The organism is Dactylosporangium sp. NPDC051087 (genome assembly GCF_055586325.1).
In genome coordinates this window covers 1-25,673 of sequence record NZ_JBVJIJ010000003.1, presented here as the reverse complement: position 1 = coordinate 25,673, position 25,673 = coordinate 1, and the positions used below count along the sequence as shown (strand labels likewise).

At 73.6% G+C, this 25,673-nt stretch carries 24 protein-coding genes; 13 read left to right on the top strand and 11 right to left on the bottom strand.

The window, feature by feature from the left end; translation table 11 throughout:
- Positions 1-19: 19 nt before the first annotated feature.
- Positions 20-2,260, bottom strand: coding sequence for a catalase (locus ACZ6TV_RS06750; protein ID WP_465296181.1), 2,241 nt, complete (start codon positions 2,258-2,260; stop codon positions 20-22).
- Between the two features lie 132 nt (positions 2,261-2,392).
- On the opposite strand from ACZ6TV_RS06750, the gene ACZ6TV_RS06745 reads away from it, so the two are divergent.
- On the top strand, positions 2,393-3,442 hold the full coding sequence (locus ACZ6TV_RS06745) for an aldo/keto reductase (RefSeq protein WP_465296180.1): 1,050 nt from the start codon (positions 2,393-2,395) through the stop codon (positions 3,440-3,442).
- A gap of 48 nt (positions 3,443-3,490) precedes the next feature.
- Positions 3,491-4,165: a GOLPH3/VPS74 family protein gene (locus ACZ6TV_RS06740; RefSeq protein ID WP_465296179.1), complete on the top strand. Its 675-nt coding sequence runs from the start codon at positions 3,491-3,493 to the stop codon at positions 4,163-4,165.
- A 61-nt stretch (positions 4,166-4,226) separates the two neighbouring features.
- Here the strand turns inward: ACZ6TV_RS06740 and ACZ6TV_RS06735 are convergent, their stop codons facing one another.
- Positions 4,227-5,474, bottom strand: coding sequence for a hypothetical protein (locus tag ACZ6TV_RS06735; RefSeq protein WP_465296178.1), 1,248 nt, complete (start codon positions 5,472-5,474; stop codon positions 4,227-4,229).
- Positions 5,475-5,532: 58 nt separating this feature from the next.
- Between ACZ6TV_RS06735 and ACZ6TV_RS06730 the strand changes: the two genes are divergently transcribed.
- Together ACZ6TV_RS06730 and ACZ6TV_RS06725 are read left to right on the top strand one after the other, a co-directional pair.
- Positions 5,533-5,883: a hypothetical protein gene (locus tag ACZ6TV_RS06730; RefSeq protein ID WP_465296177.1), complete on the top strand. Its 351-nt coding sequence runs from the start codon at positions 5,533-5,535 to the stop codon at positions 5,881-5,883.
- A gap of 102 nt (positions 5,884-5,985) precedes the next feature.
- Entirely contained in the window at positions 5,986-6,474 is a 489-nt protein-coding gene (locus tag ACZ6TV_RS06725) for a cation:proton antiporter regulatory subunit (protein ID WP_465296176.1), read from the top strand.
- A gap of 47 nt (positions 6,475-6,521) precedes the next feature.
- Here ACZ6TV_RS06725 and ACZ6TV_RS06720 read toward each other — a convergent pair whose 3' ends face one another.
- Together ACZ6TV_RS06720 and ACZ6TV_RS06715 are read right to left on the bottom strand one after the other, a co-directional pair.
- Complete coding sequence (locus ACZ6TV_RS06720; protein WP_465296175.1) at positions 6,522-8,216, bottom strand: acyltransferase family protein; 1,695 nt, start codon at positions 8,214-8,216, stop codon at positions 6,522-6,524.
- 152 nt (positions 8,217-8,368) lie between these two features.
- Positions 8,369-8,575, bottom strand: a complete 207-nt coding sequence (locus ACZ6TV_RS06715; RefSeq protein ID WP_465296174.1) for a hypothetical protein — start codon at positions 8,573-8,575, stop codon at positions 8,369-8,371.
- A 236-nt stretch (positions 8,576-8,811) separates the two neighbouring features.
- Between ACZ6TV_RS06715 and ACZ6TV_RS06710 the strand changes: the two genes are divergently transcribed.
- Positions 8,812-9,576 (top strand): helix-turn-helix domain-containing protein, encoded by a 765-nt coding sequence (locus tag ACZ6TV_RS06710; protein WP_465296173.1) that lies wholly within the window; start codon positions 8,812-8,814, stop codon positions 9,574-9,576.
- 6 nt (positions 9,577-9,582) lie between these two features.
- On the opposite strand, the gene ACZ6TV_RS06705 is transcribed toward ACZ6TV_RS06710, so the two are convergent.
- Together ACZ6TV_RS06705 and ACZ6TV_RS06700 are read right to left on the bottom strand one after the other, a co-directional pair.
- A complete protein-coding gene (locus ACZ6TV_RS06705) occupies positions 9,583-10,233 on the bottom strand; it encodes a LuxR C-terminal-related transcriptional regulator (protein ID WP_465296172.1) in 651 nt (216 codons plus the stop codon).
- On the bottom strand, positions 10,185-11,480 hold the full coding sequence (locus ACZ6TV_RS06700; RefSeq protein WP_465296171.1) for a sensor histidine kinase: 1,296 nt from the start codon (positions 11,478-11,480) through the stop codon (positions 10,185-10,187). The genes ACZ6TV_RS06705 and ACZ6TV_RS06700 overlap by 49 nt, the downstream gene beginning before the upstream one ends.
- A gap of 139 nt (positions 11,481-11,619) precedes the next feature.
- Here ACZ6TV_RS06700 and ACZ6TV_RS06695 point away from each other — a divergent pair, with 139 nt between their 5' ends.
- Positions 11,620-13,722: an MMPL family transporter gene (locus tag ACZ6TV_RS06695; protein WP_465296170.1), complete on the top strand. Its 2,103-nt coding sequence runs from the start codon at positions 11,620-11,622 to the stop codon at positions 13,720-13,722.
- Here the strand turns inward: ACZ6TV_RS06695 and ACZ6TV_RS06690 are convergent.
- Entirely contained in the window at positions 13,715-14,074 is a 360-nt protein-coding gene (locus tag ACZ6TV_RS06690) for a hypothetical protein (RefSeq protein WP_465296169.1), read from the bottom strand. The genes ACZ6TV_RS06695 and ACZ6TV_RS06690 overlap by 8 nt on opposite strands.
- Positions 14,075-14,273: 199 nt before the next feature.
- Here ACZ6TV_RS06690 and ACZ6TV_RS06685 point away from each other — a divergent pair, with 199 nt between their 5' ends.
- Positions 14,274-15,368, top strand: a complete 1,095-nt coding sequence (locus ACZ6TV_RS06685) for a hypothetical protein (protein ID WP_465296168.1) — start codon at positions 14,274-14,276, stop codon at positions 15,366-15,368.
- 173 nt (positions 15,369-15,541) lie between these two features.
- Complete coding sequence (locus ACZ6TV_RS06680) at positions 15,542-15,988, top strand: GNAT family N-acetyltransferase (RefSeq protein WP_465296166.1); 447 nt, start codon at positions 15,542-15,544, stop codon at positions 15,986-15,988.
- On the opposite strand, the gene ACZ6TV_RS06675 is transcribed toward ACZ6TV_RS06680, so the two are convergent.
- Positions 15,963-16,388 (bottom strand): VOC family protein, encoded by a 426-nt coding sequence (locus ACZ6TV_RS06675; protein WP_465296164.1) that lies wholly within the window; start codon positions 16,386-16,388, stop codon positions 15,963-15,965. The genes ACZ6TV_RS06680 and ACZ6TV_RS06675 overlap by 26 nt on opposite strands.
- Positions 16,389-16,474: 86 nt before the next feature.
- On the opposite strand from ACZ6TV_RS06675, the gene ACZ6TV_RS06670 reads away from it, so the two are divergent.
- From ACZ6TV_RS06670 to ACZ6TV_RS06660, 3 genes are all read left to right on the top strand, one after another.
- Entirely contained in the window at positions 16,475-16,780 is a 306-nt protein-coding gene (locus tag ACZ6TV_RS06670; RefSeq protein ID WP_465296162.1) for a proprotein convertase P-domain-containing protein, read from the top strand.
- A 7-nt stretch (positions 16,781-16,787) separates the two neighbouring features.
- Complete coding sequence (locus tag ACZ6TV_RS06665; RefSeq protein WP_465296160.1) at positions 16,788-17,444, top strand: TOPRIM nucleotidyl transferase/hydrolase domain-containing protein; 657 nt, start codon at positions 16,788-16,790, stop codon at positions 17,442-17,444.
- Positions 17,445-17,571: 127 nt separating this feature from the next.
- Positions 17,572-19,047, top strand: a complete 1,476-nt coding sequence (locus tag ACZ6TV_RS06660) for an arabinofuranosidase catalytic domain-containing protein (protein WP_465296158.1) — start codon at positions 17,572-17,574, stop codon at positions 19,045-19,047.
- 49 nt (positions 19,048-19,096) lie between these two features.
- Here the strand turns inward: ACZ6TV_RS06660 and ACZ6TV_RS06655 are convergent, their stop codons facing one another.
- From ACZ6TV_RS06655 to ACZ6TV_RS06645, 3 genes are all read right to left on the bottom strand, one after another.
- Entirely contained in the window at positions 19,097-19,342 is a 246-nt protein-coding gene (locus tag ACZ6TV_RS06655; protein WP_465296156.1) for a DUF6289 family protein, read from the bottom strand.
- Positions 19,343-19,413: 71 nt separating this feature from the next.
- Positions 19,414-21,615 carry a DEAD/DEAH box helicase gene (locus ACZ6TV_RS06650; protein WP_465296153.1) on the bottom strand — a complete coding sequence of 734 codons (2,202 nt, stop codon included), beginning with the start codon at positions 21,613-21,615 and terminating at the stop codon, positions 19,414-19,416.
- A 192-nt stretch (positions 21,616-21,807) separates the two neighbouring features.
- Positions 21,808-22,677 (bottom strand): AraC family transcriptional regulator, encoded by an 870-nt coding sequence (locus ACZ6TV_RS06645; RefSeq protein WP_465296151.1) that lies wholly within the window; start codon positions 22,675-22,677, stop codon positions 21,808-21,810.
- A gap of 143 nt (positions 22,678-22,820) precedes the next feature.
- On the opposite strand from ACZ6TV_RS06645, the gene ACZ6TV_RS06640 reads away from it, so the two are divergent.
- Positions 22,821-23,693, top strand: coding sequence for a helix-turn-helix domain-containing protein (locus ACZ6TV_RS06640; RefSeq protein ID WP_465296149.1), 873 nt, complete (start codon positions 22,821-22,823; stop codon positions 23,691-23,693).
- Between the two features lie 106 nt (positions 23,694-23,799).
- Positions 23,800-25,368 (top strand): proprotein convertase P-domain-containing protein, encoded by a 1,569-nt coding sequence (locus ACZ6TV_RS06635; protein WP_465296147.1) that lies wholly within the window; start codon positions 23,800-23,802, stop codon positions 25,366-25,368.
- Positions 25,369-25,673 lie beyond the last annotated feature (305 nt).

The following is a 25,673-nucleotide window of genomic DNA, read 5'->3' as shown; positions in this document are numbered from 1 at the left end:
GGATCGACTGCTGTGCAGGTCAGGCGATGGTGGCGGGGAACCGCTCCCAGACGCGGTGGGCGCCCGTCAGCTCGAGGAGGCCGGCGAACACGTCCGCCGGTTCGTCGCCGGAGACGATGCCGGGCGTGCCGGCCACCCCGGAAGCGGTCAGGACCTCCACACCCGCGCCCCAGGCGCCGATCGCCTTGGCGTGCCGCCAGGCCTCCTCGACGAGCAGCAGCACGCGCGGGTCGACGACGCCGGCGCCGGGAGCCGGGACCGCGTCGGGGGCCGGGACCGGGGCCCCGCCGATCAGCAGTGCGTCGAACTCGACGGACCGTCCGGTGGCGAACGTGCGCTGCACCGCGACGCCGCCGACCTCGCCGCCGTGCGGGGCGATCAGCAGCGGGACCATGCCCGCGGCGAACACCGCCTCGCGCAGCGCGCGGACACCGTCCAGGTCACCGGCCGGGTCGACGACGATGCCGATCGTCCGGCCGTCCGGCGGCCACACCGCGCCGACCTGCGACAGCGCGGGGCTCGGCGTGACCTCCGCCGGCGGCGCCGACGGCTCCGGGGCGGGCAGCCCGAGGCCGGTCGCGACCCGCGCGCACAGCACAGGATCGATGTTGGCCAGGCTCAGCAGCTGCCGCTCCTTGATCGCCTGCTCGTAGCATTTGCCCAGCTCGAAGGTGTACGCGCGGACGATGTGGTCCTGCTCCACCGGCGACATGCTCAGCCAGAACAGCCGGACCTGGCTGTAGTGGTCCTCGAACGACGCCGGGCTGGCGCGGATCTTCGGCGCCTCCGCGACGACCACCGGCACGTCGAGGAAGGCGTGCTCGGCGTCACCGGCGACCGACGGGTTTCCGCCGTCGAGGGAGTTCGGCCGGTACGGCGCGACGCCCGCGTGCACGGCCTGCTGGTGGAAGCCGTCGCGGAGCATGTCGTTGACGGGCGCGTGCGGCCGGTTGACCGGGATCTGGTTGAAGTTGGGCCCGGCGAGCCGGGTGAGCTGCGTGTCCAGATACGAGAACAGCCGTGCCTGCAGCAGCGGGTCGTTGGTGACGTCGATGCCGGGCGGCAGGTTGCCGAGGTGGAACGCCACCTGCTCGACCTCGGCGAAGAAGTTGCGCGGCGTCCGGTTGAGCGTCATCCTCCCGACCGCCTGCACCGGGGCGAGCTCCTCGGGCACGATCTTCGTCGGGTCGAGCAGGTCGATGCCGGCGAACGTCTCGTCCGGCTCGTCCGGGAACACCTGCAGCCCCAGCTCCCACTCCGGGAACGCGCCCGCCTCGATCGCGTCGTACAGGTCGCGGCGGTGGAAGTCGGGGTCCATGCCGCTGAGCAGCTGCGCCTCCTCCCAGTCCAGGGAGTGCACGCCGAGCTTCGGCTTCCAGTGGAACTTCACGAGCACGGTCTCGCCGGCGTCGTTCACCAGGCGGAAGGTGTGCACGCCGAAGCCTTCCATCATCCGGAACGAGCGTGGGATGCCCCGGTCGGACATGTTCCAGATCGTGTGGTGCTGCGCCTCGGTGTGCAGCGATACGAAGTCCCAGAAGGTGTCGTGCGCGCTCTGCGCCTGCGGGATCTCCCGGTCCGGGTGCGGCTTGCCGGCGTGGATGATGTCGGGGAACTTGATGCCGTCCTGGATGAAGAACACCGGCATGTTGTTGCCGACGAGGTCGAACGTGCCCTCGTCGGTGTAGAACTTCGTCGCGAAGCCGCGCGTGTCGCGCACCGTGTCGGCCGAGCCGCGCGATCCCAGTACCGTGGAGAACCGGACGAAGACGTCGGTCTTCTTGCCTTTACGGAGGAAGCCGGCCCTGGTCAGGCCGTCCGCCGTGCCGTAGCCCTCGAAGACCCCGTGCGCGCCGGCGCCGCGGGCGTGCACGACGCGCTCGGGGATGCGCTCGTGGTCGAAGTGCATGATCTTCTCACGGAAGTGATGGTCCTGCAGCAGGATCGGCCCGCGCGGGCCCGCCTTCAGCGAGTGGTCGGTGTCGCGGAGCCTCGCCCCCGTCGACGTGGTCAGGTATGCGCCCTGCTGCCCGTTCGCCTCGGGATGCGCGCCGGTCTTCCCGCCCGTCGGCGTACGCGTGTCGGGGGCACCCTGCTCAGCCTTCGCCGGGAGCGGCTCCACCGGGGTGGTCGGCTCCTCGACCGTCGGGGTGCCGCTGCCGGGCGAGCCCGGAACATCGGGGGTCAGCAGATCGGCCACCTTCTCCGCCGCGGCCTCGACGACGTCCTTCACGGCTTTCTGTGGCTTGCTGCCGGCCATCTGCGGGACACCTCCATGGAGTGGAAACATGCAGGTCCTCCGCTCTACCCGGGGCAGGTCCGGACAAACACCTCCTTAGCGACGGCCTCGGGGGTTGACCTGGAGTTCACTCCAGGTCCTAGGCTCCGCGGCATGCGCTACCGCACCCTCGGCCGGACCGGCATCCAGGTCAGCACGCACTGTCTCGGCACGATGATGTTCGGCTCGGTCGGCAACCCCGACCACGACGACTGTGTCCGGATCATCCACGCCGCCCTCGATCAGGGCATCAACTTCGTCGACACCGCGGACATGTACTCCGCCGGCGAGTCGGAGGAGATCGTCGGCAAGGCGCTGCACGGGCGGCGCGACGACGTGGTGCTCGCCACGAAGGTCCACTTCCCGATGGGCGACGGGCCGAACCGCGGCGGCAACTCGCGGCGCTGGATCGTCCGTGAGGTCGAGGACAGCCTGCGCCGGCTGCGGACCGACTGGATCGACCTGTACCAGGTGCACCGCCCCGACCCGGCGACTGACGTCGAGGAGACCCTGTCGGTGCTCACCGACCTCGAGCGTCAGGGCAAGATCCGGGCGTTCGGCTGCTCGTCGTTCCCCGCCGAACAGGTCGTCGAGTCGCACCACGTCGCCGAGCGGCGCGCGCTGCACCGCTTCAGGACGGAGCAGCCGCCGTACTCCCTGCTGGCCCGCGGCATCGAGCGTGACCTCCTGCCCGTCGCGGCGCGGTACGGCATGGGCGTGCTCACCTGGAGCCCCCTCGCTTCGGGCTTCCTCACCGGCCGCTACCGCAAGGGGCAGCCGATCGACCTGACGTCCGGCCGCGCCGCGCTGAACCCGGTCCGCTTCGACCCGGCCCTGCAGGAGAACGCCCGCAAGCTGGAGGTGGTCGAGGAACTGGTCACGCTCGCCGCCGAGGTGGGCTGCACCCTGCCGGAGCTCGCCATGGCGTTCCCGCTCGCCCATCCGGCGGTCACCTCGGTCATCATCGGCCCGCGCACCATGCCGCAGCTCGACGCCGCGCTGAAGGGCGCCACGCTGACCCTGGACGACGCCGCACTGGACCGCGTCGACGAGATCGTGCCGCCGGGCACCGACCTGTACCGCGCCGACGGCTCCTGGCGCCCGCAGTCGCTGACCGAACCGGCCCTGCGCCGCCGCCCCGTCACCGACCGCGCCGCCGCCTGATCGGGCGGGCGAGGTGCGGGGGCCGCGGGTGCGTCCTAGGCTCGGATCATGAACAACGGTCTGGCTGACGACTTCCTGCTGCTGGCCCTCGACGATCAGGGCACCAACCTGGTCGGTGACCCGTCCCTCGACTACGGCCTCGCCGGGGCGGTCCTGCTCGACCTGATGCTGGCCGGGCGGATCCGCCTCGACGACGGCACGGTCGTGGTGGTCGACGCCGCGCCGACGGGCGACCCGGTCGCCGACGACGCCCTCGCGCAGATGGCCAAGGCGGGCAAGCCGCGCAAGCCCGACGCGTGGATCCAGCCGCTGTCCGGCAAGCTGCGCGCGCGGCTGCTCGACCGGCAGGTCGAGGCGGGTGTCCTGCGCCGCGAGGAGGACCGCGTGCTGTGGGTGTTCCCGCGGACCCGTTACGCGTCGGCGACCGGCGCGGAGCCGGCCGCCGAGACCGCGGTGCGGCGGGACCTCACCGCGGCCGTCGACGCGCTCGGCGCGGTGCCCGCCCGCACGGCCGCGCTGCTCGGCCTGGTGCAGGCGGTGGGCTTCGCGGAGCAGCTGTTCCCCGGCCGAGGCAAGAAGGAGCTCCAGTTCCGCCTCGACGAGATCGCCGAGGGCAACTGGGCCGCCGGCGCCGTCCAGCAGGCGATCGCCACCATGCAGGCGATCATCGCCTCGATGACCGCGGTGACGGTCGCCACGACCGTCATCACCAGCACCAGCTGAGCCCCGGCAGCTGAGCCCCGGCAGCCGAGCCCCCGGCAGCCGAGCCCCGTCCGGCCGCGCCTCACGGAGCGGGGCGACGGTGCTTCGCGTACCGCAGCAGCGGGCGGAGCCACGGGGTGACGCCGACGATCAGCAGCAGCGCCAGCAGGGGTGCCCGCCACCACCAGTGGATGTTCGCGGGCGGTGCGGCGGGCGGCGGCGCGACCCACGGGCGGGCCGTCTTCGACCAGGCGAGGAACGCGTCACCGACAGGGAGCGCGCCGAGCGCGTAGCGCTTGGTCCACGGCGTGCCGATCGGGAGTCCGGCGAGCTCGCCGTAGTTCGCGAGGGCCCCGGCGAGCGCGTCGTCGTGGTTGACCTGCGCGGCGCCGATCGTGACCACGGTCGCGGACAGGCTGACGCCGAGCGGCAGCGGGCCGGAGTCGACGTCCGCCGGGCCGTCCATCCCGTCCGGGTACTCCCGCACGGCGGGCCCGAGGCCGAGCGGCCGCACCACGAACGTGTCGCGGAAGCGCAGGTACTGCTCACGCGCGAACGCCGGGTCGATGTCGCCCAGGAAGCGGTGGATGACGCTCTGCGAGGTGGCGCGGGCGACCTCCAGCGGCGAGCCCGAGCCGGGGTCGACGCGGTGCGGGAGCAGCCCGGTGCGCGGGTCGAGCCGTTCACGGACGCCGTCGAGCCAGCGTCGCACGGTCGGCGCGAAGCGCGACGGCAGCAGCGTGTCGTGCAGCCGCAGTGACGCCATCGCGACCGTCGAGTCGACCGGCCAGGCCTGCCCCGGGTACGCCTGCAGGTAGGGCGAGGCGGACGCGTCGAACGCCTTGCCCAGCGCGTCCGAGTCGGCCGCGAACCGCCGCTCCTCACCGGCGTCGCGCTGCCCGGCGGGCTGCAGGCCGAGCACGCCGCCGCGCAGCCAGTTGGTCCAGCCCTGGTAGAACACGCCGTACGGCGGGGAGAGGCCGTCGTCGAACGGCGCGCGGCCGGCCGGCGAGTCCAGGTGCCCCAGCGCCCACCGCGCCTCGCGCAGCGCCGTCGCCCGCTGCCCGGCCGGTGCGCGCATGCCGAGCTCGACCCAGGTCAGCCCGTAGAGGACGTGCAGGAAGAAGTACCCCTCCGGATACAGCCGCTGCGCGTCCTGCGCGGCGCCGCCGTCCAGGGCCGCGCGCAGGAACGCCAGCTGGCGCCGCACCCCGGACGGCGCACCGTCCTGGCCGCCCGTCGCGGGCGCGACGAGCCGGACGGCGCCGACCAGCGCGCAGAGGCTGACGGTGACCGCCACGGTCCGCCGGAACCATCGCAGCCAGGACATCCGGCGATCGTAGTTCCTCGGGTAAACTCGCAGGTTCCAGCGACGGCGGGAGGTGCGGATGAAGACCTCGACCGCGCTGCGGACCGCGACGCTCGGGCTCGCGCTGAGCGTCTGCGCGATGCTGCTCGGCCTCACCAACGCCCATCACGCGCTGCCCGGCGACACGTTCCAGGTCGCCCGCGCCGCCAGCGTCACGTCCGCGGTGCCCGGCGCCGACGCGCCGCAGGGCCGCAAGCCACCACGGGCCACGGACACCCACACCGACGGGCCGCACTGGCTCGCCGTCCTGCCCCGCGTCGCCGACGTCGTCGCGCCGCTGTCCTGGCCGGCCACAACTGCCGGCGCGGCCACCGTCCATCGTGGACGGTGCATCGCCGCCCCGGGTTGCCGGGGCCCACCCACCTCCTGAAGGACCCGTCAGCCGAGACCCAGCCGGGTCGACGGTTTCGTCGCGTTGCCCTTTCGGAGGTCGCTCATCATGTACCGAACACCACCACGCCTACGTCAGCCCATGGGGCGCGGAGGCGCCGCGCACACCATCACGCCGCTGCCCGGTGTCGGCCGGCTGCACGTGCTCGCGGCGCAGGAAGGCCGGCGCGTCGGGGTCGTCCAGCACGACGACGACCGGCGCGAGCTCGTCATCTACGACCCCGCCGACCCGGACACCCGGCTCAGCGGCGTCCTGCTCACCGCGGCCGAGGCCCGCGTCATCGCCCGCCTGGTCGGGGTCGACGAGCCGCCGCTGCACTGCGCCCGGCTCGACCGGCACACCAGCGGCGTGGCCGTCCTGCAGGTCCTCATCGGCGAGGACGGCCGGCCGGCGGAGCGGCCGCTGCCGGACACCGGCACGGCCGGGGCGAGCGTCGCCGCCGTCGTCCGCGACGAACAGGTCGTCCTCGCACCGCGGCCGTCGTTCCGGTGCCGTCCCGGCGACGTGGTCGTGGTCATCGGGAAGCCCGAGGCCGCGCTGGCGATAATCGACACGCTGACGGCCGCCTGAGGTCCGTCATGGGTGCGCGGCCGCCGCACGTACGGCGGCCGCGCATCCTACTGGGAGCAGACGAGGCGCGCGTCGGCCCACACGGCGTTGACCGGTCCCTGATGGTCCTCGACGATCAGGTCGAGGCGGGTCACCCCGATGATGTCGACGGTCACCTCACTGGACTGCCCGGCCTCCAGCGGCCCGAGGGTCGCCACGGTCGTGTCGTCGGCGGCGATCAGGAACGTGGCGCTGCCGGCGGCGGCTGCCGGGTCGAGACCGACGACCGCGCTGAAGCGCAGGCAGCCAGGGCGCGGATAGAGCCGCACCGCGCTGGGCGAGGACACCCCGAGACCCCTGGCGTAGGGGACGCCGGCCAGGACGATCGGGGCCCCGTCGTCGGGCTCGGCGGTGCCGTTGGTGTGGTCCCGTTCGACCGGGCCGAGCCCGTTGCGCAGCGCCGTGTACGGCAGGTCGCTGACGTAGTCCTCCTGCTCGTGCACCGGCTGCCGTTCGCTGCCGCTGGTGCCGCCGGTGCTCTCGCCGGTCCAGCCGGCGGCGACCACCACGACCGCGACCGCGCTGACGCCGAACCCGGCGAGGGTCCGGCGGGCCCAGTGATCGGCCGGCCCGGCGGCGGCGACGGGTGGCGCCGGCGCCGCGGCCGCGGGCTTGCGCAGGACCGGCGGCAGCAGCGAGGGGGCGCGCCGGGCGGCGAGGTCCTCGACCCATCCCAGCAGCAGCACCGGTACGCACGTGGCGGCCGCGACGATGCAGGTGGTCAGCGCCCGGCGGGTCCAGTCACCCAGGTGCACGCCGTCCAGCAGGAACTGCGCCACCCCGAGCATCGGGAAGTGCCACAGGTAGATGGTGACCGCCCGCGCGTTGATCGCGGCGACGGCCCGGTCGAGCCGGCTGCCGGGCCGCAGCCAGCGCAGCGGCTGGTCGAAGCGCAGCACCGCGGCGACGAACGCCGTGGACCACCAGGCGCTGGCGACCGGATGATGGTTGAGGTCGAAGTCGCCGCGCCCGCCGCCGTGCCGGAAGAGCCACACCGCCGCCGCGCCGGACAGCACCAGCACCGCCGCGGCGAAGATCGGTCCGGGGATGCGGTGCAGGAGCCGGTCGCGGTGGGCGTAACCGACGATCCAGCACGCGAAGTAGGTGGCCATGTCCCGCGTCAGCGACTCGAACGAGCCGCCCACGGTGATCAGCTCCAGGTGCAGGATCACCGGCGCGGCCAGCGCCACGAGCAGCGTCGGGACCGGCCAGCCCCGGAAGATCCGCAGCGTGACCGGGGCGAGGACGACGAACCACAGGTAGGCGACGAGATACCAGAGCACGGCGGTGGCCATCCAGCCCCACTCGGCGCCGCCGGGCGGCGGCCACTCCACCGGGACGATCCACCACAGCAGGTCGATGCGCTCGCGCGGCTCGTCGAGGAACGGCCCCCAGCCGTCGCCCTCGGCCCCGCTGAACGTCAGGGGCAGCATGATCGCCCCATACGCCCACAGCGGCGGCAGCAGTCGCCGCAGCCGGCCGCGCACGACGTGTGACGGCGAGCGGTCCAGCGACCGGGCGGTGAGCGACCCGGCGAGGGCGAACATCAGCCCCATCGCCGGGAACAGCAGCGTCAGCCAGGCCAGGCCACTGCCGTGGTAGATCACGATCCGGATCACGGCGGCGGCCCGCCACACGTCGATGTACCGCTCGCGCGCCTTGACCGCGATCGGCGCGGCGAGCTGCTGCTCCACCGCGCTCACTGACGCTTGTCCATCCAGTGCCCAAACATGGTTCAGGGGGCGATGCCCACTACTACATCTCCCCCGAATACCGCCCATAACAGTACCGGATATCCGTGATCCGGTCACATCGGCGACGGTCGACGACCCCACCGTACCTGTACGGGCGGCAGTCAGCCTTCGAGGAACTGGTAGTCGCTGACGATGCGGCCGTCCGGGCCGAGGACGAGGATCTCCAGGCCGACGCCGGCCGGGTCGCCGCCGGCGGCGGGCACCATCTCCCAGTGGAACTTCACCACGTCGTGGAGGCGGTCGGCGTCGCCGCGGGAGCGGAAGGCGAAGGTGCCCGGGGCGACGAACTCGTCGTAGGCACGGGTCACCCGGGTCTCCAGGGCGGCGGCGCGACGGATCGGGTTCGCCCCAGACGGCGACATAACGGTCGACGAGGTGCTGCAGTGCGCTGTCGGTCATGGCCACGACTGTGCTGCGCGGCCGGCACCCCGGCAATTCCTCGAGGGGAATGACGGAGCGGACCGCAGACACCGAGCGGGCCGCGCCCCGGCCATTCCCGGCAGGGAATCGCCGGGTGGGCTCGGTAGCAGGTAGACAGGAGGGCATGATCGCGGAGGCGTTGCGGACGTGGCGGACCCGGCGGCGGGTCAGCCAGCTGGAGCTCGCCACGCGGGCCGGGACCACGCAGCGGCACGTCAGCTTCATCGAGAGCGGGCGGTCGAGTCCCGGTCGGTCGATGATCATCCGGCTGGCGGAGTCGCTCGAGGTGCCGGTCCGCGAGCGCAACGAGCTGCTGCTCGCCGCGGGGTTCGCGCCCGCGTACCCGCACGGCGACCTCGACGGGCCGGAGCTGAAGGCGCTGCGGGAGGCCCTGGACCGGGTGCTGCGGGGGCACCTGCCGTTCCCGGCGGTGGTCGTGGACCGGCACGGTGACCTCGTCGCGGCCAACGCCGGGTTCCACACGATCACCCGCGGCGTCGAGGCGGGCCTGCTGACGCCGCCGGTGAGCGTGCCCAGGCTGCTGCTGCATCCGCGGGGGCTGGCGCCGCGGATCGTCAACCTCGGCGAGTGGGCGTGGCACGTCATCGACCGGGTCCGGGCCGAGAGCGTGCGCAACCCGAGCGACCGGCTCCATCAGCTGGCCGAGGAGCTCACCGCGATGGCGCCGCCCCGGCAGGTGCCGCCGGACCATCTGGGCTTCGCGGTGCCGCTGCGGTTGCGGCACGGCGGCCGGGAGCTGCGGCTCGTCACCACCCTCACGCATTTCGGCACGGCCACCGACGTCACCGTCGCCGAGCTGCGGCTGGAGGCGTTCCTGCCGGCGGACGACGCGACCACCGCCGCGCTGCACGAGCTCGTCGGAGGATGAGCGCGGTCACGCGGTGAGCTGCTCCAGGTAGGCGAGGACGGCGATGACGCGGCGGTTGTCGTCGCCGGACGGCGGCAGGCCGAGCTTGCTGAAGATGCTGTTGATGTGCTTGCTGATGGCCTTCTCCGTCACGAACAGCCGCCCGGCGATCGCCGCGTTGGAGCGGCCCTCCGCCATCAGGCCGAGGACCTCGCGTTCCCGGGCGGTGAGCGCGTCGAGGGGCTGGCTGTCGCGGCGGGCCAGCAGCAGCGCGATGACCTCCGGGTCCATGACGGTGCCGCCGCCGGCGACCCGGCGGACCGCGTCGATGAACTGCCCGACGTGCGACACGCGGTCCTTGAGCAGGTAGCCGATGCCGCCGGCGCCGGAGGCGAGCAGCTCCCGGGCGTACAGCTGCTCGACGTGCTGCGAGAGCACCAGGATCGGCAGGCCGGGCACCTGGGCGCGGGCGGCGATCGAGGCCTGCAGGCCTTCGTCGGTGAACGTCGGCGGCAGCCGCACGTCGACGACCGCCACGTCGGGACGGTGCCGCAGCAGGGCCGGCAGCAGCGCCGGGCCGTTGTCGACGGACGCGACGACCTCGAAGTCGAACGCCTGCAGGATGTGGATCAGTCCGTCTCTGAGGAGGGCGAGGTCCTCGGCGATGACAACTCGCACGGCAGCTCCATCGTCACGGTGGTGGGTCCGCCGGGCGGACTGGCCACGGACATGGTGCCATCAAACGCGGCGAGGCGGCGCTCGATCCCCCGCAGACCGCCGCCGGCGGCGGGTGCGGCGCCGCCACGGCCGTCGTCGGCGACCACGATGCTCAGGCGGTCGCGCCGGTACGACAGCCGCAGCTCGACCCGACCGGCGGCGGCGTGCTTCGCGACGTTGGTCAGCGCCTCGGCGACGGCGAAGTACGCCGCCGACTCGACCGGCGCCGGGGGCCGCCCGGGCAGGTCGACGTCGACGTCGACGGGCAGCGGGGCGGCGAGCGCGAGCGCGCGGACGGCGCCGTCGAGGCCGCGCTCGGCGAGGACCGGCGGGTGGATGCCGCGGACCAGGTCGCGCAGCTCGGCGAGGGCCAGTCCGCTGTGCTCGCGGGCCTGCGCCATCAGCCGCAGCGCCGCCTCCGGGTCGCGGGACATCAGCTCCTCGGCGAGGCCGATCTTCATGCTGACCGCGACGAGCCGGGCCTGCGCGCCGTCGTGCAGGTCGCGCTCGATCCGGCGCAGCTCGGTGGCCTGCGCGTCGACGGTCTCCGTCCTGGTACGGGTGAGCCGGTCCACCCGCCGGGCGAGCGCCGCCGACCTGGTCGGGGCCAGCAGCCACCGCGTGAACAGGGCGAACCAGCGCAGCGCGGGCGGCGCCAGGGTCAGCCCGGCGGCCAGGAAGAGCACGCCCTGCGGCCAGCTCAGCAGCGCCTCGCCCAGGTTGTCCATCGGCCACAGGGCGCCGTAGCCGTACCAGTCGAGCAGGTAGTGCAGCAGCACCGGCACGCCGAGGACGCCCTCGACGCCGTAGACGGTCACGGCGGCCGGCGCGATCAGCAGCGGCCCGACGACCTGGACGGACAGCAGCAGCCAGGCCAGGTCCCGCCAGGTCGCGGGGTCGGTCATCACCCACCGGTACAGGCCCCAGATGCCGGCTCCGGCGGGGCGATCCCGGTACGGGCGCGGCAGCTCGACGCCGGTCCACTGCGACAGCAGCCGCCGGTCGAGGTCGGCGACGGCACGGACCCCGACGGCCGCGAGGGGCACGAGGAAGATGCCGACGCCCGCGACGGTGAGCACGACCGACACCACGAACAGCACGAACAGGGTGATGTGCGTGGACAGCGTGCCGACCGCGAGCAGCACACCGCGCAGGCCGGCCGTCAGCCCACGGATCAGCCACGCTCGCCGCTTGTCGAAATCGGGCACGTGCCCATTCTGGCCCAGCCCCGCCCGCCGTGGCGGTGGTGCTATCACCACCGCGGTTCGGGACGTGCCACTCCTGCCCGCGCGGCCGCGGATGCGTTGGATCGAAGACATCACTCACCGGTTCCAGGGAGGGAACACGATGTCCACGCTGTCCCGGCTGCCGTCAGGCCGCCGTACGAAACTGCTGATGCTGGCGCTGTGGGTCGTGCTCGTGGGCGTGATGGGGCCGCTCGCGCTGCAGCTCGCCGACGTGCAGGACAACGAGTCGCTCGGGTCGCTGCCGGCCGGCGCGGAGGCCAGCCGGGCCGCGGCCCGGGCGGAGGCGGCGTTCCCCGAGCCGGACAACCTCGTCGCCGTCGCCGTCTACGTCCGCGAGTCCGGGCTCACCGACGCCGACCGGGCGAAGGTGTCCTCGGACCGGGCCGCGTTCGCCGCCCACGCGGCCGGTGGGACCGTGCCGGAGCCGGTGCCCGCCGCCGACGGCAAGGCGTTGCTGGTGACGTTCGCGCTCGCCGGTACCGGCGACGAGCAGACGGCGGCCGTCGGCCCGATCAAGGACCGGCTCGCCGGTGAGAACCCCGACGGGCTGCGGACCGCCCTGACCGGCTCGGCCGGCGCGGAGGACGACTTCGCCGACGCGTTCGCGGGCCTCGACGTCACGCTCCTGCTGGCGACCGTCGCCGCCGTCGCGGTGCTGTTGCTGCTGACGTACCGCAGCCCGGTGCTGTGGATCGTCCCGCTGCTCACCGCCGCCGTCGCCAGCCAGGTCGCGGGCGGGGTCGTCTACCTGCTCGTCAAGCACGCCGGCATCAGCGTCGACCTGCAGAGCCAGAACATCATGACGATCCTGGCCGTCGGCGTCGGCGTCGACTACGCGCTGCTGATCGTCGCCCGGTACCGCGAGGAGCTGCGCCGGCACGAGGACCGGCACGAGGCGATGGCGATCGCGTTGCGCCGCTCCTTCCCGGCGATCTGCGCGTCGGCGGCGACCGTCGCGATCGGCCTGCTGTGCCTGCTCGCCGCCGACCAGCCCGCCACGCACGGCCTCGGACCGGTCGGCGCGGTCGCGGTCGTCGTGACCCTGTGCGCGATGGCGACCCTGCTGCCGGCGGTGCTGGTCCTCTTCGGCCGCTGGGTGTTCTGGCCGTTCGTGCCACGGTACACGCCGGGCATCGAGAACCAGGACGTCGCCGCCGACCACGGCGTCTGGGCCCGGGTCGCGCGGTTCGTCGGCCGCCGCCCCCGCACCGTGTGGCTGGCGACCGCCGCCGTCCTGGCCGCGCTCACCATCGGCGTCACCAACCTCAGCATCGGCCTGCCGGGCGACGAGACCTTCACCGACGAGGTCGGCTCGGTCACCGGGCAGCGGCTCATCGAGCGGCACTACCCGGGCGGCACGCTCGCGCCGGCCGTCGTCCTGGCCACCGCCTCGACCGCCGGGCCGGTCGCGGACGCCGCCCGCGCCGTCGACGGCGTGGCCGCGGTCGGCGAGCCGCAGCGCTCCGCGGACGGCCGTTGGGTGCGCATCGATGCGACGTTCGCCGCCGAGCCGACCAGCCCGGCGGCGCAGGCAGCCCTGTCGCGGCTGCGCGCCGCGGTCCGCGCCCACGACCGAGACGCCCTCGTCGGCGGGGACACCGCCTTCGAGGTCGACGGCGACGCGGTCACCGGCCGGGACAACCTGGTCGTGGTCCCGCTCGTCCTCGCCGTCATCCTCGTCGTGCTGATGCTGCTGCTGCGCGCGGTCGTCGCGCCGCTGGTGCTGCTGGCGAGCGTGGTGCTGTCCTACGCGGCGGCGCTCGGCGCGGCCGGGTTCCTGCTGGACTGGATGGGTCACCCGCGGCTGTGGAGCGCGGTGCCGCTGCAGACGTTCCTGTTCATCGTCGCCCTGGGCGTCGACTACACGATCTTCCTGATGACCCGGGCCCGGGAGGAGACCGCCCAGCTCGGCCCGCGCGACGGCGTGCTGCACGCGCTCACCGTGACCGGCGGGGTCATCACCAGCGCCGGGGTGGTCCTCGCGGCGACGTTCGCGGCGCTGATGATCCTGCCGATGGTGCCGTCGATGCAGATCGGCGTGATCGTGACCGTCGGCGTGCTCATCGACACGCTGCTGGTGCGCAGCCTGCTCGTCCCGGCGCTCGCCGTCCACATCGGACGGACCGCCTGGTGGCCGGGCCGGCTGTCCCGCACGGCCGTCCCTGCGCCGGACCGCGCGCAGGACCTGACGAGCGTCAGCTGACCTCGCCCGGGGGCGGCGCGGCGCCGGTCGCCGCGCCGCCCGCCTGCGCGGAAACACCGCCGGGGCGGGACGTCGCCACGGCGATCAGCACGTACGGCGCCCACAGCAGCACCACGGTGCTGGCCAGATCGTCGAACGGCCACGACACGTCGTCGGGCGGCCCGGACATGGCGCACATCGCCGGCACCGCGACGACGGCCGGGATCGCATACAGCCCGGGACGCGGCAGTCGCAGCAGGACCGCCAGCAGCGGACCGGCGACCGCGACGACCACCGGGACGGCGGCGACGACGAAGAGCAGACCGCTCAGATCCGGCAGGCAGACGAGGTCACTGTCGCAGGGTTCGTCCACGCCGGCCGAGGCCAGCGCGACCCCGCCGGCGGCCACCGCGACGGCCGCGCAACGCCGACAGCGCCGGCCCTTTCGTGGCGTCCCCCATGGCGGGCCACTCTGCCATTCCCGCCAACCCGCCGCGACCCCGCCGCGATAGGCTCCGGGCGTGATCGGGGCCGTCACGGACGCCTGACGAGCAGTGAAGGAGGCGGCCGGGTTGGACCGGACCGTGAGCTACACGGAGACCTGGGATCGGCAGCCGGTGCCGGCACCGGCGGACCAGCCGTTGTCGCCGACGGGATCCCAGTGGGCGGCCGTCGCGGCACTGTGGCTGCTCGCCGACTGGACCCGGGACGGCACCCCCGGCTGGCGCGGCTCGTGCGTGACCGCCAAGGCGCCGGAGCGCACCGCGCAGCAGTGGCGGCAGCCACCACCCGGCCTCGCCGCCATCTGCGGGCTGCCGGCCGAGCCCGCCGACGCCACGGTCCTGCTCGGCCTGGTCCAGCCCGCGCAGGGGCGGCCATACGAGCCGACCCGACCGCAGGACGAGGTGACCGCCGAGGTCACCACCCTGCTGGGCACGCTGATCCCGGCCACCGACCGGCGCGGGGCGGCGCTGCTCGCGTATCTCGCCGGGCGGCTCGCCGGGCCGTACGCCGACCTGCTGCGCGTCTCGACCGGCGGCGACGACCTGCACCTGGTGCAGCGCGACTCCTCCGGCCGGGTCCTGCGGGTCAGCGTCGCCCCGGCGCCGGCCACCGAGCCACCGCCGTCCCTGCCCGCCGACGGCGGCGACGCCGCGCTGCGCACCCGGATCGGCAGCCTGATCACGCTCCTCGCCGCCCACCTGTGGGTGAACAACAACAACCCGGTCAGGTTCCGGGCGTGGGTCGGCCCCCGCGACGCCGCCGACCCGATCGAGGCCGCCGCCCGTTGGTGGACCCGCACCCGCGAGGAGGAGCCGGAGGACCCGCCGCAGCTGCGCGCCCTGACCGTCGAGGAGCTCGACCGCGGCCTGTACACGGTCGTGCGCAGCTCCCTGCTCGAGCTGTTCGACGACACGTGGGACGGCATCGAGGAGTGGCCGCACGTCCCGCCGGACCACATCACCCGGCACCTGTACCGCGACCTGATCGACCAGCTCCTCGCCCGCACCACCGGCCCCGACGGCCCGCCGCACCTCCTCGCCGCCGGCTACCTCCCGATCGACGGCATCGACGAGGAGGCCGGCGACGAGCACGACTACGCCGGCACCGTCCTCTTCGTCGGCCCCACCGACGTCGCGGTCCTGGACATCGACCTCAGCAGCTGAGCTCCGGACCTCCGCCGGTCGGTGACCGTCCGGCGGAGGTTCGGACGGGACCCGCTCGACCGAGCGGACAGGTCCGGCGGTTTCGCCGGTGTCCGCCGCGGGGAGCGTGGCCCGCGACTACGGCATCGACGTCACGTCCTGACGGTGCGTCCCGCTACGGCAGGATGGACCCCATGACGACGGTGCGGCGGTTCGAGGGCGGGGACGCTCAGGTGGTGGCGGGGATCATCGGGCGGTGTCTGCGGGAGGTCAACAGCCGCGACTACGACGCCGACATCATCGGCCGGATGTGCGCGCACTTCACGGCCGGGCGGGTCGTGGAGCTCGCCGCGGCGCGGGAGATGTTCGTCGCGGAGCAGGACGGGGTCGTCGGCACGGTCTCGCGGGACGGCAACAAGGTGTACACGATGTTCGTGCTGCCCGAGACCGCCGGGACCGGCGTCGGCCGGCTGCTGATGGGGCACGTCGAGGGGCTCGCCGCCGCGGACGGGCACGAGTTCATGGAGACCGGCTCGAGCATCAGCGCGCACGGGTTCTACCAGCGGCTCGGGTACGTCGACGTGCGCACCACGGACACGGACTTCGGCCTGAACTTCATTCTCCGGAAGGCGCTGCGCTGACCTCGGCGGCGGCGTCGCCGTGGGTGAGGCGCAGGTAGTAGCCGTCCGGGTCGGCGAGCCGGAAGTCCTCCAGGCCCCAGGACCGTAGCCGCAACGGTTCCACGACCGGCGCGTGCGACCGGCAGTGCTCGTACAGCGCCCGCAGCGCCTCCTGCCCGTCGACCTCCAGCACGATCTCGACGCCGGCGCCCTTGTCGCCCGCGAGCCGCCGCCGGGTGAAGCCCGGGCCGTCGCCGTGCTCGGGCAGCTTGGCGACCGGGCCGAGCCCGAGCACGACACCGCCGCGGCGCAGGCTCGCGTAGTCGCCGGCCCGCCGCTCGACCCGGAAGCCGAGCACGTCGCGGTAGAAGGCGACGCTGACGTCCATGTCGTCGACGAACAGTTCCATCCGTAGTCGCATCGCTCAATGATCCGTGACGTCCGGTGGTCCCGCCGCGGCACCGCGGCGATGGTCACTGCGGTCTGGACACCTCGCGGACCAGCTGGGTGCGTGAGGACCTGGTCGTCGACCTGGTCGCACCCGACGGCACCGTCTACAACCTGGCGAACCGGCCCGCCAACGGCGTCGACATCATCCAGACGTTCCCGCTCAACCTGTCCACCGAGGCCGCCAACGGCACCTGGACCCTGCGGGTCCGCGACGCCGCCACCGGGGACACCGGCCGGGTCGACACCTGGACGCTGACGCTGTGGTCCGATCCCCGCCCGTACCCGCGCAGGCGCCACCCACGATCCGGGTGGCGCCTCCGCGGCGGTCACACCCCTGGCCGGCAGCCCGGTCGTCGCCGATGATTGCGGCATGGACCGCGCTGAACTCGCCCGCCGGGCGCTCGACGGGTATTTCAGCGGCCCGGACGCGCCGGTGCACGCGACCGCCCACGCCGTGGCGAAGATCGCCGGCGCCGAGGCCGTGATCCTCGTCGAGGGCATCAGCGACCAGATCGCCCTGGAGACCGCCGCCCTGGGCCGCGGCCGGGACCTCGAGGCGGAGCGGATCGTCATCGTGCCGATCGGCGGCGCCCACGCGGTCGGCCGGTTCCTCATGCGGCTGGGCCCGCTCGGCGGCCGGATGCCCGTCGCCGGCCTGTGCGACCTGGGCGAGGAGGAGCTCTTCCGGCGCGGGCTGGTCTCGGCCCAGATCGGCTCGCCCCGCACCCGCGTCGACATGGAGCGCCTCGGGTTCTTCGTCTGCGTCGACGACCTCGAGGACGAGCTGATCCGCGCCGTGGGCACCGCGGGGGCCGAGGCGCTCTTCGACTCCCAGGGCGACCTCGGCGCGTTCCACTCGCTGCAGAGCCAGCCCGCCTGGCGCGGCAAGGATCCCGAGGCGCAGGTGCGTCGCTTCCTGGGCAGCGGCGCGCGCCGCAAGCTGCGCTACGCACGGTTGTTCGTCGAGGCGGCGATCGGCTGGGGCAGCCTGCCCCGGCCCCTGGACGCCCTGCTCGCCGCCGTCTGACCGGCGCCGACCGGCAGTCACTTGACATCATCTATGTGAGCGATAACACTCCACGGTGAGGCTGGCCGCCAACCTGATGTGAACACCCCGCGTGTGAACGCTCACATTCGCCCCGGAAAGGCGTCCAATGAAACTCGGATCTCTACGGCGTGCGGTGATCGCCGTGGCGCTCGTGGCAACGGCGCTGGTGGCGCTGCCCGCCCCCGCGGCGCAGGCGGCCGGCACCGGCCCGTGCGACCTTTACCAGAGCGGCGGCACGCCGTGCGTCGCCGCGCACAGCACCACGCGCGCGCTCTTCGGCTCCTACGGCGGATCGCTGTACCAGGTGCGGCGCTGGTCGGACGGGGCGACGTCGAACATCGGCGTGCTCAGCGCCGGCGGCTACGCCAACGCTGCCGCGCAGGACTCGTTCTGCAACGGCACCTACTGCACGATCGTGCGCATCTACGACCAGACGGCACGGCACAACGACCTCACGATCGCTCCCGGCGGCGGCGCCAACCCGACCGCCGACCAGGGCGCGAACGCGGCGGCGCTGCCGGTGACGGCCGGCGGGCACAAGGTGTACGGCGTGTACATCTCGGCCGGCAACGGGTACCGCAACAACAACACCAACGGGATCGCCACGGGCAGCCAGCCCGAGGGCATGTACATGGTCACCGAGGGCACCCACGTCAACGACCGGTGCTGCTTCGACTACGGCAACGCCGAGACCAACAACATGGACACCGGCAACGGTGACATGGACGCCATCTACTTCGGCACGCTGTGCTGGTTCCAGCCGTGCGCCGGTGGGCCGCGGGTCGCCGCGGACCTGGAGAACGGGCTGTTCGCCGGCGGCAACGGGTCGTGGACGGCCAACACCGGGCGCGGCAGCGCGTTCGTGACCGCGATGCTGAAGAACAACGGCACCACGACGTATGCCATCAAGGACGGCAACGCGCAGTCCGGCGGGCTCGCGACCCGGTACGACGGCGGGCTGCCCACCCAGTCCGGCTACCGTCCGATGACCAAGCAGGGCGCGATCATCCTGGGCATCGGCGGCGACAACAGCAACGGCTCGGTCGGCTCCTTCTTCGAGGGCGTCATGACCAGCGGCTACCCGACCGACGCCACGGAGAACGCGGTGCAGTCCAACATCGTCGCCGTCGGGTACGGCAAGAGCGTCACCTTCCCGGTGAACGGCGCGACGTACCGGCTGACGAACCTGGCCAGCGGCAAGGTCCTCGACGCCGTCAACTGCGGCACCGCCAACGGCACGCAGATCGACGTCTGGCAGGCGCTGGGCAACACCTGCCAGCAGTGGCGCTTCAACAGCGTCGGGGCCAACAAGTGGACCGTCACCAACGTCAACGCCGGCAAGGTCCTCGACGCCGTCAACTGCGGGCTCGCCCTCGGCACCGCCACGAACCTGTGGCAGTCGCTGGGCAACACCTGCCAGCAGTGGGCGGTCATCCCCGCCGGCAACGGCCGGTACGAGCTGGTCGTCGAGAACAGCGGCATGGTCCTGGACGACCAGAACTGCGGCACCGCCAACGGCACCAAGGTCCAGCTGTGGATGTGGCTCAACAACACCTGCCAGCTCTGGCAGATCGCCCCGTGACAGCCCGGCCGGGGCGCTTCACGACAAGCGCCCCGGCCCAGAACGGGGCTCAGCAGGGGGTGAAGAACACGTCCCTGATGCCCGAGGTCACGCCCCAGCTGCCGGACGGCTGGCCGCAGCCGTGCCACGTCTGCCCGATGATCTGGGTCTTGGCCGCGTCGGCGTAGTACGCGAAGACGATGAGGAGGTCACCGCCGGGCGGGGGCGGCGGGATCGCCGCGGCGGGGGTGGCGGCGCCGGTGAGCACGGCGCCGGTGACCAGCAGTGCGAGCAGCGTACGACGGATCATGTCCATCCCTTCGACGGTGGTCTATGCCGTCGCCATCATCGACGCTCGCGCCCGCCGCCACAATCCATCGACGGGCATCAGACACGGGTCGTGGTGCCGGCGAGGCGCTGCTGCTCCTCGGCGACGATCGTCCTGGCCAGTTGCACCTCGGAGATGTCCACGGCGCCGGGGGACGCCTGGGCGATGGTGCTGTGCCGGACGTACGCGTCGAACAGCTGCGCCTTCGAGCCCAGCAGCTCGATCATCCGCTCGTCGACCGAGTCGGCGATCAGCAGCCGGTGGACCTGCACGGTGCGGACCTGGCCCATGCGGTGGGCGCGGGCGATCGCCTGGGCCTCGATCGACGGCTTGACCTGCGGCTCGCACAGGATGACGACCGAGGCGGCCTGGATGTTGACGCCCACGCCGGCGGCCTCGATCTGGCAGACCAGGACGGCCGGCTTCTTGGCCGCGGTGAACTCGTCGACGATGCGCTGCCGGTCGGCGACCGGGGTCGAGCCGGTGATCGGCCCGCGCGCGTCGGCGCCGAGCGCCGCGTGCACGACGGCGAGGACGTCGCGGAAGTAGGAGAAGACGACGACGTTGCGCTTGGCCGCCAGGGCCTCACGGGCCAGTTCGAGCAGGCGGGTCAGCTTCGCCGAGTCGTGCGGGCGGCGCACGGCGAACGCGGCCCGGCGCATCGCCATGAAGTTGCCGTCGCGGACCGCTGACCGGTAGGCGGCCCCGTCCTCGGCGCCGAACTCCTCCCACTCGTCGACCTGGACCAGCTCCGGCAGCTCGGTGAGCACGTCGGGCTGGTTGCGCCGCAGGTACACCGGTGCCGCCGCCCGCCGGAACGCCTCGACGCTGACCGCCGCGTGCTCCGGGCCCATGCCCGCGGCGACGTCCGGCCGCAGGTGCTCGATCAGCGCCCGGAACTCGTCGATGCGGTTCTCCATGGGGGTACCGGTGAGGAACAGCACCCGGTCGGACCCGGCGGCGACCCGGTTGACCGCCTGCGACCGCTTGGCGTCGGGGTTCTTCACGTAGTGCGCCTCGTCGACGACCAGCAGCGCGGGCCGCGGCGGCGGCAGCTCGACCGCGCCCAGCGAGCCGAACGTGACCACGCCGACGCCGCCCTCCTCCCGCCACCTGGCCACCGCGCGGGCCCGGCCGTTGCCGTGCAGGGTGACGACCGGGATCGTGGAGTGCCGGGCGACCTCGCGAGCCCAGTTGATCAGTACGCTCGCCGGGCAGACGACCAGGAAGTGCGTGGCGCCACGGGCGGCCAGGTGCCCCATCGCGGCGATGGCCTGCACCGTCTTGCCCAGCCCCATCTCGTCGCCGAGCACGACCCGCCGCTGCACGAGGGCGAAGCGCGCGCCGAACGACTGGTAGCCGCGCAGCCGAAGGGTGTCGCTGAGCCGGGACGTGTCCAGGTGCTGCGCGCCGACCCGCTCGACGATGTCGGCGGGCAGGAACCCCTCGCTCGCCGCGACGTCGCCGCCGAGGCCGACGACCTGGCTGAGCAGGGCGTAGTAGTCGACCGACCGCTGCTCGAAGTCGCGCCAGACCTGCCGGTCCGTGGGCGTCCTGACCGCGCGCAGCTTCCCCGCGGCGTCCAGCATGCCGCCGGCCCCGGCGTCCTCCAGCGCCGCCTGGACCCGTCTCGCCGCGTCGTCGGCGACGGCCCGCTGCCCGGCGCGCATGAACAGCCGGCGCAACGGTCCCGCCGCGGCCGGCCCGGCGACCGGACGGGCCGCCCTGAGCTCCTCGGCGATCCGTTCGGCGTCCTGCTCGTGCGCCCCGGCCGCGTGCCAGACCATGCCGTACCTCGCGAGGGCCCGCACCAGCCGGGTCATGTCCGCGTGCTTCGGGTCGAACTCGATGCGGAACTGCAGCGCGTCGCGCGCCGCCCGCCGCAGCTGCTCGGCGGCGTTGATGGTCTTGCGCGCCGTGCCCTCCCCGATGCCGGGCACCGCCTTCAGCCGGTCCGGCCCGGCCCGCAGCACGTCGGCGACCGACCGGAAGCCGTGCGCCGGCAGCTCGTCCAGCCGGGCCCGGCCGTCCACGGTGTCCTTGACCGTTTCGACCGACATGTTCTCGATCGCGGTCCACACCTGCGGCTCGCTCGCGACGCGATACGCCTCCACGACCTCGTCCCGCGCCGCGCCGACGGCCTCGACGATCGCCTCGGCGGCGGCCTGCGCCTCGCCCGCCCGCGCCAGCAGCGCCCGCGCCTCCCGCGCCGTCATGCCCTTCGCCGGTCCCGGCGGCGCTACCAGCGTGGGGGGATGCATGCCCTGAACGTACCGACTGTCCGCCCGCCGCGCTCGTCGCGTCCATGGGACAGGAATCCGACGCGCCGGATCTGCGCCCACCACGCCGGCGTCTGCGGGACCGCGGTCGACCGGTGGGCCGTCACCGAGCTCCGGTGGCCACGGCGCCGCCGCCCCCGGCTGAGCCCCGGGGGCGGCGGTGGTGCGGTGCCGTCAGGCCGGCTCGACGGGGAGCCAGAGCTCACAGGTCGCGGTGCTGAAGTCGGCGGCACGGTCGAGCATCGCGACGATCGACGGTCCGGGCCGCAGCCGCCACGGGTTGGACGGGAACCATTCCGTGGCGGTGGCCGCCCACGTCGTCTGCAACACCTGCGGAAACGGTCCGGCGGTGTGGAACACGGCCCACCTGCCCGCCGGCACCTCGATGGCGTCCAGGTCCCCGGGCGGCGGGGTGTCCTGGGTGACGGCGACCCCGTGCAGGTAGGTCAGCTCGCTGCCCTCGGCGGCGTCGGGATCGACGTCGTCGCTGACCTGCAGCAGGCCGCCCGGGTCGGCGTTGCTGAGCGCCTTGAGCCGCGCGTGCTCCTCCGGTGGCAGGGCGGCGATGTGCCGCTGGATGTGCGGGTTGACGCCGTGGTGGACCAGCGGCACGCGGGCCGCGTGACCGATGAGCCGGAACGCGGGCCGTTCGACGATCCTGGTGTCCATGGGGCTGCTCCCTTCGACGGTCAGGCGGAACCTGACCTGTGGTTGTGTGCGAAGGGGGCCACCGTCGCGCCGGACGTCACCGGGCCCGGCGCCGTGCACCGCCCGGAACGCCCGGCCAAACGCCTCGGTCGACGTGTACCCGTGCCGGACCGCGATGCTGAGCAGGTCCTCCGTGCCCCGCACGACATCCGCGGCCGCGACCGTCATCCGCCGGCGCCGCACGTACTCCGACAGCGGCATCCCGGCCAGCGACGAGAACATCCTGCGCAGGTGGTACTCGGTCGTGCCGGCCTCCGCCGCCAGTCCCCCGATGTCCAGGTCGTCGGTGAGGTGGCGCTCGACGTGCTCGACGAGCCGGTTGAGTGTGGCGATCACGTGGCCTCCCTTCGACGTCCAGCCTGCTCCGGCGCACCCGGGTCGCGCCCGACAGCCGCGGACCGATCCGATCATCCGATTCTGCCCCGGCGGCGCGGCTGCCGACCCGTGCCGGCCAGGCGGGTTGCTGGTACATCTTCTGGATGCGACGCGACGGTGAATCGTTTCCCGAGGCGCTGCGGGCCGCGATCGTGGCCCGCGGCCTGACGCTCGACCGGCTGGCCCACCGGATGGCGCTGCGCGGGCACCCGCTCAGCCCGGCGAGCCTGAGCTACTGGTCGCGCGGGCTGCGGGTGCCGGAGCGCCCGGAGTCGATCGCGGCGCTCGGCGTCCTCGAGGAGGTGCTGCGGGTCCCGGCCGGAGCGTTGACGGCGCCGCTGAGCACCGCGCCGAGGCGGGTGCGGCGGCCGGACGCGGCGGACGGGCCGCCGTTGCCCGTCGACCGGCTGTGGGGCGCCGACGAGGAGCCGGTGTCGCGGGTACTGGCCGCCGTCGGCACCCCGTACGAGGGGCGCCGCACGATCAGCCTGCACGACCGGTACCGCATCGACGGCGACGGCAGGGAGGCCTGGTGCCGGATCACCGCCGTGGTCGAGGCGACCGCCGAGGACGTCGACCGGATCGTGGTGATCTACCACGACGACGCCGGCGGGCCGCGCACCCCGCAGCTGCGGGTCGGCAGCGGCGGGCGCCCCGGCCGGTGCCGGCGCGACCCCGGCGCCGGGGTCACCGTGTGGGAGGTCTGGCTGGACCGGGTCCTGGACACCGGTGAGCGCACGGTCGTGGAGTACGAGCTGGATCTCACCAGCGACGCCGGGCCGCCGACGGTCAGCTGCGTGCGCCGCTTCGCGAACCCGGTCCGCCAGTACGTGCTGGAGGTCGAGTTCGCCCCGGGGCGGCTGCCGGCCCGCTGCACGGCCGGTGACGCCGACGTCCGCGTCGCCGGGAACCTCGCCCGTCTCATCCTCCTCGACGCCGCCCCCGGCAGCTACGGCATCGACTGGGAATGGCAGTGAACGAGATGTGAACACGGTGAACAGGGCGACCGTGTGAAGACATCCACATCCGGCGATGGGATCAATAGCGTGACGGCACCGAACCCGCAAGGAAAGGGAGCCGTCCATGAAACGCATCCTGGCCGTCCTCACCGCCGGCGTCGCGATCGCCGGGTCCGCCTCGGCCGTCGCGATCGCCGGGCCGTCGGCCGCGCCGGCCGGCGGACCGCCGCCGGCGCTGATCGCCGCGATGAGCCGAGACCTCGGCCTGAGCCCGCAGCAGGCGCGGCAGCGGCTGACCGACGAGGCCGCGGCCCGCACCGTCGCGCAGCGCCTGCGCCCGCTCGGCGGGCAGCTCACCGGCTACTGGTTCGACGCCGGCACCGGGCGGCTCGTCGCCGGGGTCTCCGACGACGAGACCGCCGCGCAGGTCACCGCGGCCGGCGCGGTCGCGCAGCCCGTCCCGCACGGCCGGGCGGAGCTGGCCGGGCTGGTCCGCGCGATCGGCGCCCGGGCCGCCGCGCGACGCCCGGCCGGCCTGGCCGGTTGGGGCGTGGACCCGCGCACCGGCACCGTCGAGGTGCGCACCCAGGGCGCGGGCGACGCGTTCACCGCGTGGGCCGCGGCGCTGAGCCCGGCCGTCCGGGTCGTCCCGGACGTGCCCGCGCAGCGGCAGCAGGCGGGCAGCGTCCGGGGCGGGGACAAGTGGACCCCGGGCACGGAGGGAGCCTGCTCGATCGGGTTCGCGGCGACGGGCGCCGGGGGTGGCCGGCACTTCCTGACCGCGGGTCACTGCACCAACGACGTGAACCAGGCCGCCTACGGCAAGGACGGCACGTCCGTCGGTACCTCCAACAGCGGCGGCACCCACAGCGTCAACAGCCGCGAGGGCGACTTCGGGCTGGTCGACGTGACCGCGAGCGGCTGGACGCTCAGCCCTGTCGTCTACGCGTGGGGCACCGCGGCCGACGTGACCGTCACCGGCTCCACCGAGCCGGTGACCGGCATGTCCGTCTGCCGCGCGGGTCAGACGTCGGGCTGGCGCTGCGGCCGGGTCACCGCCGTCGACCAGAGCATCGACTACGGCAACGTCATCGTCGACGGCCTGTTCACCACCGACGCCTGCTCCCAGGGCGGCGACTCCGGCGGTTCGTACGTCACCGGTACCCTCGCCGTCGGCCTGCACTCCGGCGGCGGCAACCCCTGCGGCCAGTCGAACCCGAACACCACCGCGCAACCGGTCAACGAGGCACTGGCCAGGTGGGGGCTTACCCTGACCACGAGCGGCGGCAACCCCACCACCGGCCCGTCGTCCCCGTCACCGTCCACCCCGCCGTCCACCCCGCCGACCGGCAACCGGACCTTCAGCAACGACACCGACTTCGCGATCCTCGACAACCAGCGGTTCTACAGCCCGGTCACCTCCACCGCCACCGGTTCGGCGGCCTCCCCGGCCCGGATCACGGTGGCGATCCGCCACAGCTGCGCCGAGGACATCGGCATCTCCCTCGTCGGGCCGAACGGCGGCATCTACGCGGTGAAGTACTCCGGCGGCTACTCCTGCACGCCCGTCAGCGGCCCGGCCGGCTACCAGGTGCCGGTCTCGGGACCGGCGGCGGGCCGGTGGCAGCTGCGGGTCACCGACTACGGCTACGGCGACACCGGCACCCTGGATCGCTGGTCCATCACCCTGTAATCCACGTGCGGTGGCCCGCGCCCGGCGACGCGGGCCACTCCGGAGCGGTGCGGGAACGCCGGTGAGATCTCCCACAGGGCGTACAGGCTGCTCAGCGGGCACCGGCGGCGATACAGTGACAGCGCCGGCGCGCAGGACGCGCAGCGCGACCGTCGACTGTGGACGGTGCCGTTCTCCGGCAGTCGCAAGAGAGGCACCACCATGGCCCGTCTCGCCCGGACGCCCGGTCTGACCGATGTGCAGCAGTCGATCCTGGAGACCGTGCGGGAGTTCGTGGACAAAGAGATCATCCCGCACGCGCAGCA

What these genes read in the sequence shown, in the direction of transcription:
- ACZ6TV_RS06710 (WP_465296173.1), top strand. Translation starts at nt 8,812, where the DNA reads ATGATCGCGGAGGCGTTGCGGACGTGGCGGACCCGGCGGCGGGTCAGC.
- ACZ6TV_RS06725 (WP_465296176.1), top strand. Translation starts at nt 5,986, where the DNA reads ATGGGGCGCGGAGGCGCCGCGCACACCATCACGCCGCTGCCCGGTGTC.
- ACZ6TV_RS06695 (WP_465296170.1), top strand. Translation starts at nt 11,620, where the DNA reads ATGTCCACGCTGTCCCGGCTGCCGTCAGGCCGCCGTACGAAACTGCTG.
- ACZ6TV_RS06730 (WP_465296177.1), top strand. Translation starts at nt 5,533, where the DNA reads ATGAAGACCTCGACCGCGCTGCGGACCGCGACGCTCGGGCTCGCGCTG.
- ACZ6TV_RS06655 (WP_465296156.1), bottom strand. Translation starts at nt 19,342, where the DNA reads ATGGACATGATCCGTCGTACGCTGCTCGCACTGCTGGTCACCGGCGCC.
- ACZ6TV_RS06745 (WP_465296180.1), top strand. Translation starts at nt 2,393, where the DNA reads ATGCGCTACCGCACCCTCGGCCGGACCGGCATCCAGGTCAGCACGCAC.
- ACZ6TV_RS06735 (WP_465296178.1), bottom strand. Translation starts at nt 5,474, where the DNA reads ATGTCCTGGCTGCGATGGTTCCGGCGGACCGTGGCGGTCACCGTCAGC.
- ACZ6TV_RS06640 (WP_465296149.1), top strand. Translation starts at nt 22,821, where the DNA reads ATGCGACGCGACGGTGAATCGTTTCCCGAGGCGCTGCGGGCCGCGATC.
- ACZ6TV_RS06650 (WP_465296153.1), bottom strand. Translation starts at nt 21,615, where the DNA reads ATGCATCCCCCCACGCTGGTAGCGCCGCCGGGACCGGCGAAGGGCATG.
- ACZ6TV_RS06680 (WP_465296166.1), top strand. Translation starts at nt 15,542, where the DNA reads ATGACGACGGTGCGGCGGTTCGAGGGCGGGGACGCTCAGGTGGTGGCG.
- ACZ6TV_RS06665 (WP_465296160.1), top strand. Translation starts at nt 16,788, where the DNA reads ATGGACCGCGCTGAACTCGCCCGCCGGGCGCTCGACGGGTATTTCAGC.
- ACZ6TV_RS06660 (WP_465296158.1), top strand. Translation starts at nt 17,572, where the DNA reads ATGAAACTCGGATCTCTACGGCGTGCGGTGATCGCCGTGGCGCTCGTG.
- ACZ6TV_RS06635 (WP_465296147.1), top strand. Translation starts at nt 23,800, where the DNA reads ATGAAACGCATCCTGGCCGTCCTCACCGCCGGCGTCGCGATCGCCGGG.
- ACZ6TV_RS06740 (WP_465296179.1), top strand. Translation starts at nt 3,491, where the DNA reads ATGAACAACGGTCTGGCTGACGACTTCCTGCTGCTGGCCCTCGACGAT.
- ACZ6TV_RS06750 (WP_465296181.1), bottom strand. Translation starts at nt 2,260, where the DNA reads ATGGCCGGCAGCAAGCCACAGAAAGCCGTGAAGGACGTCGTCGAGGCC.
- ACZ6TV_RS06675 (WP_465296164.1), bottom strand. Translation starts at nt 16,388, where the DNA reads ATGCGACTACGGATGGAACTGTTCGTCGACGACATGGACGTCAGCGTC.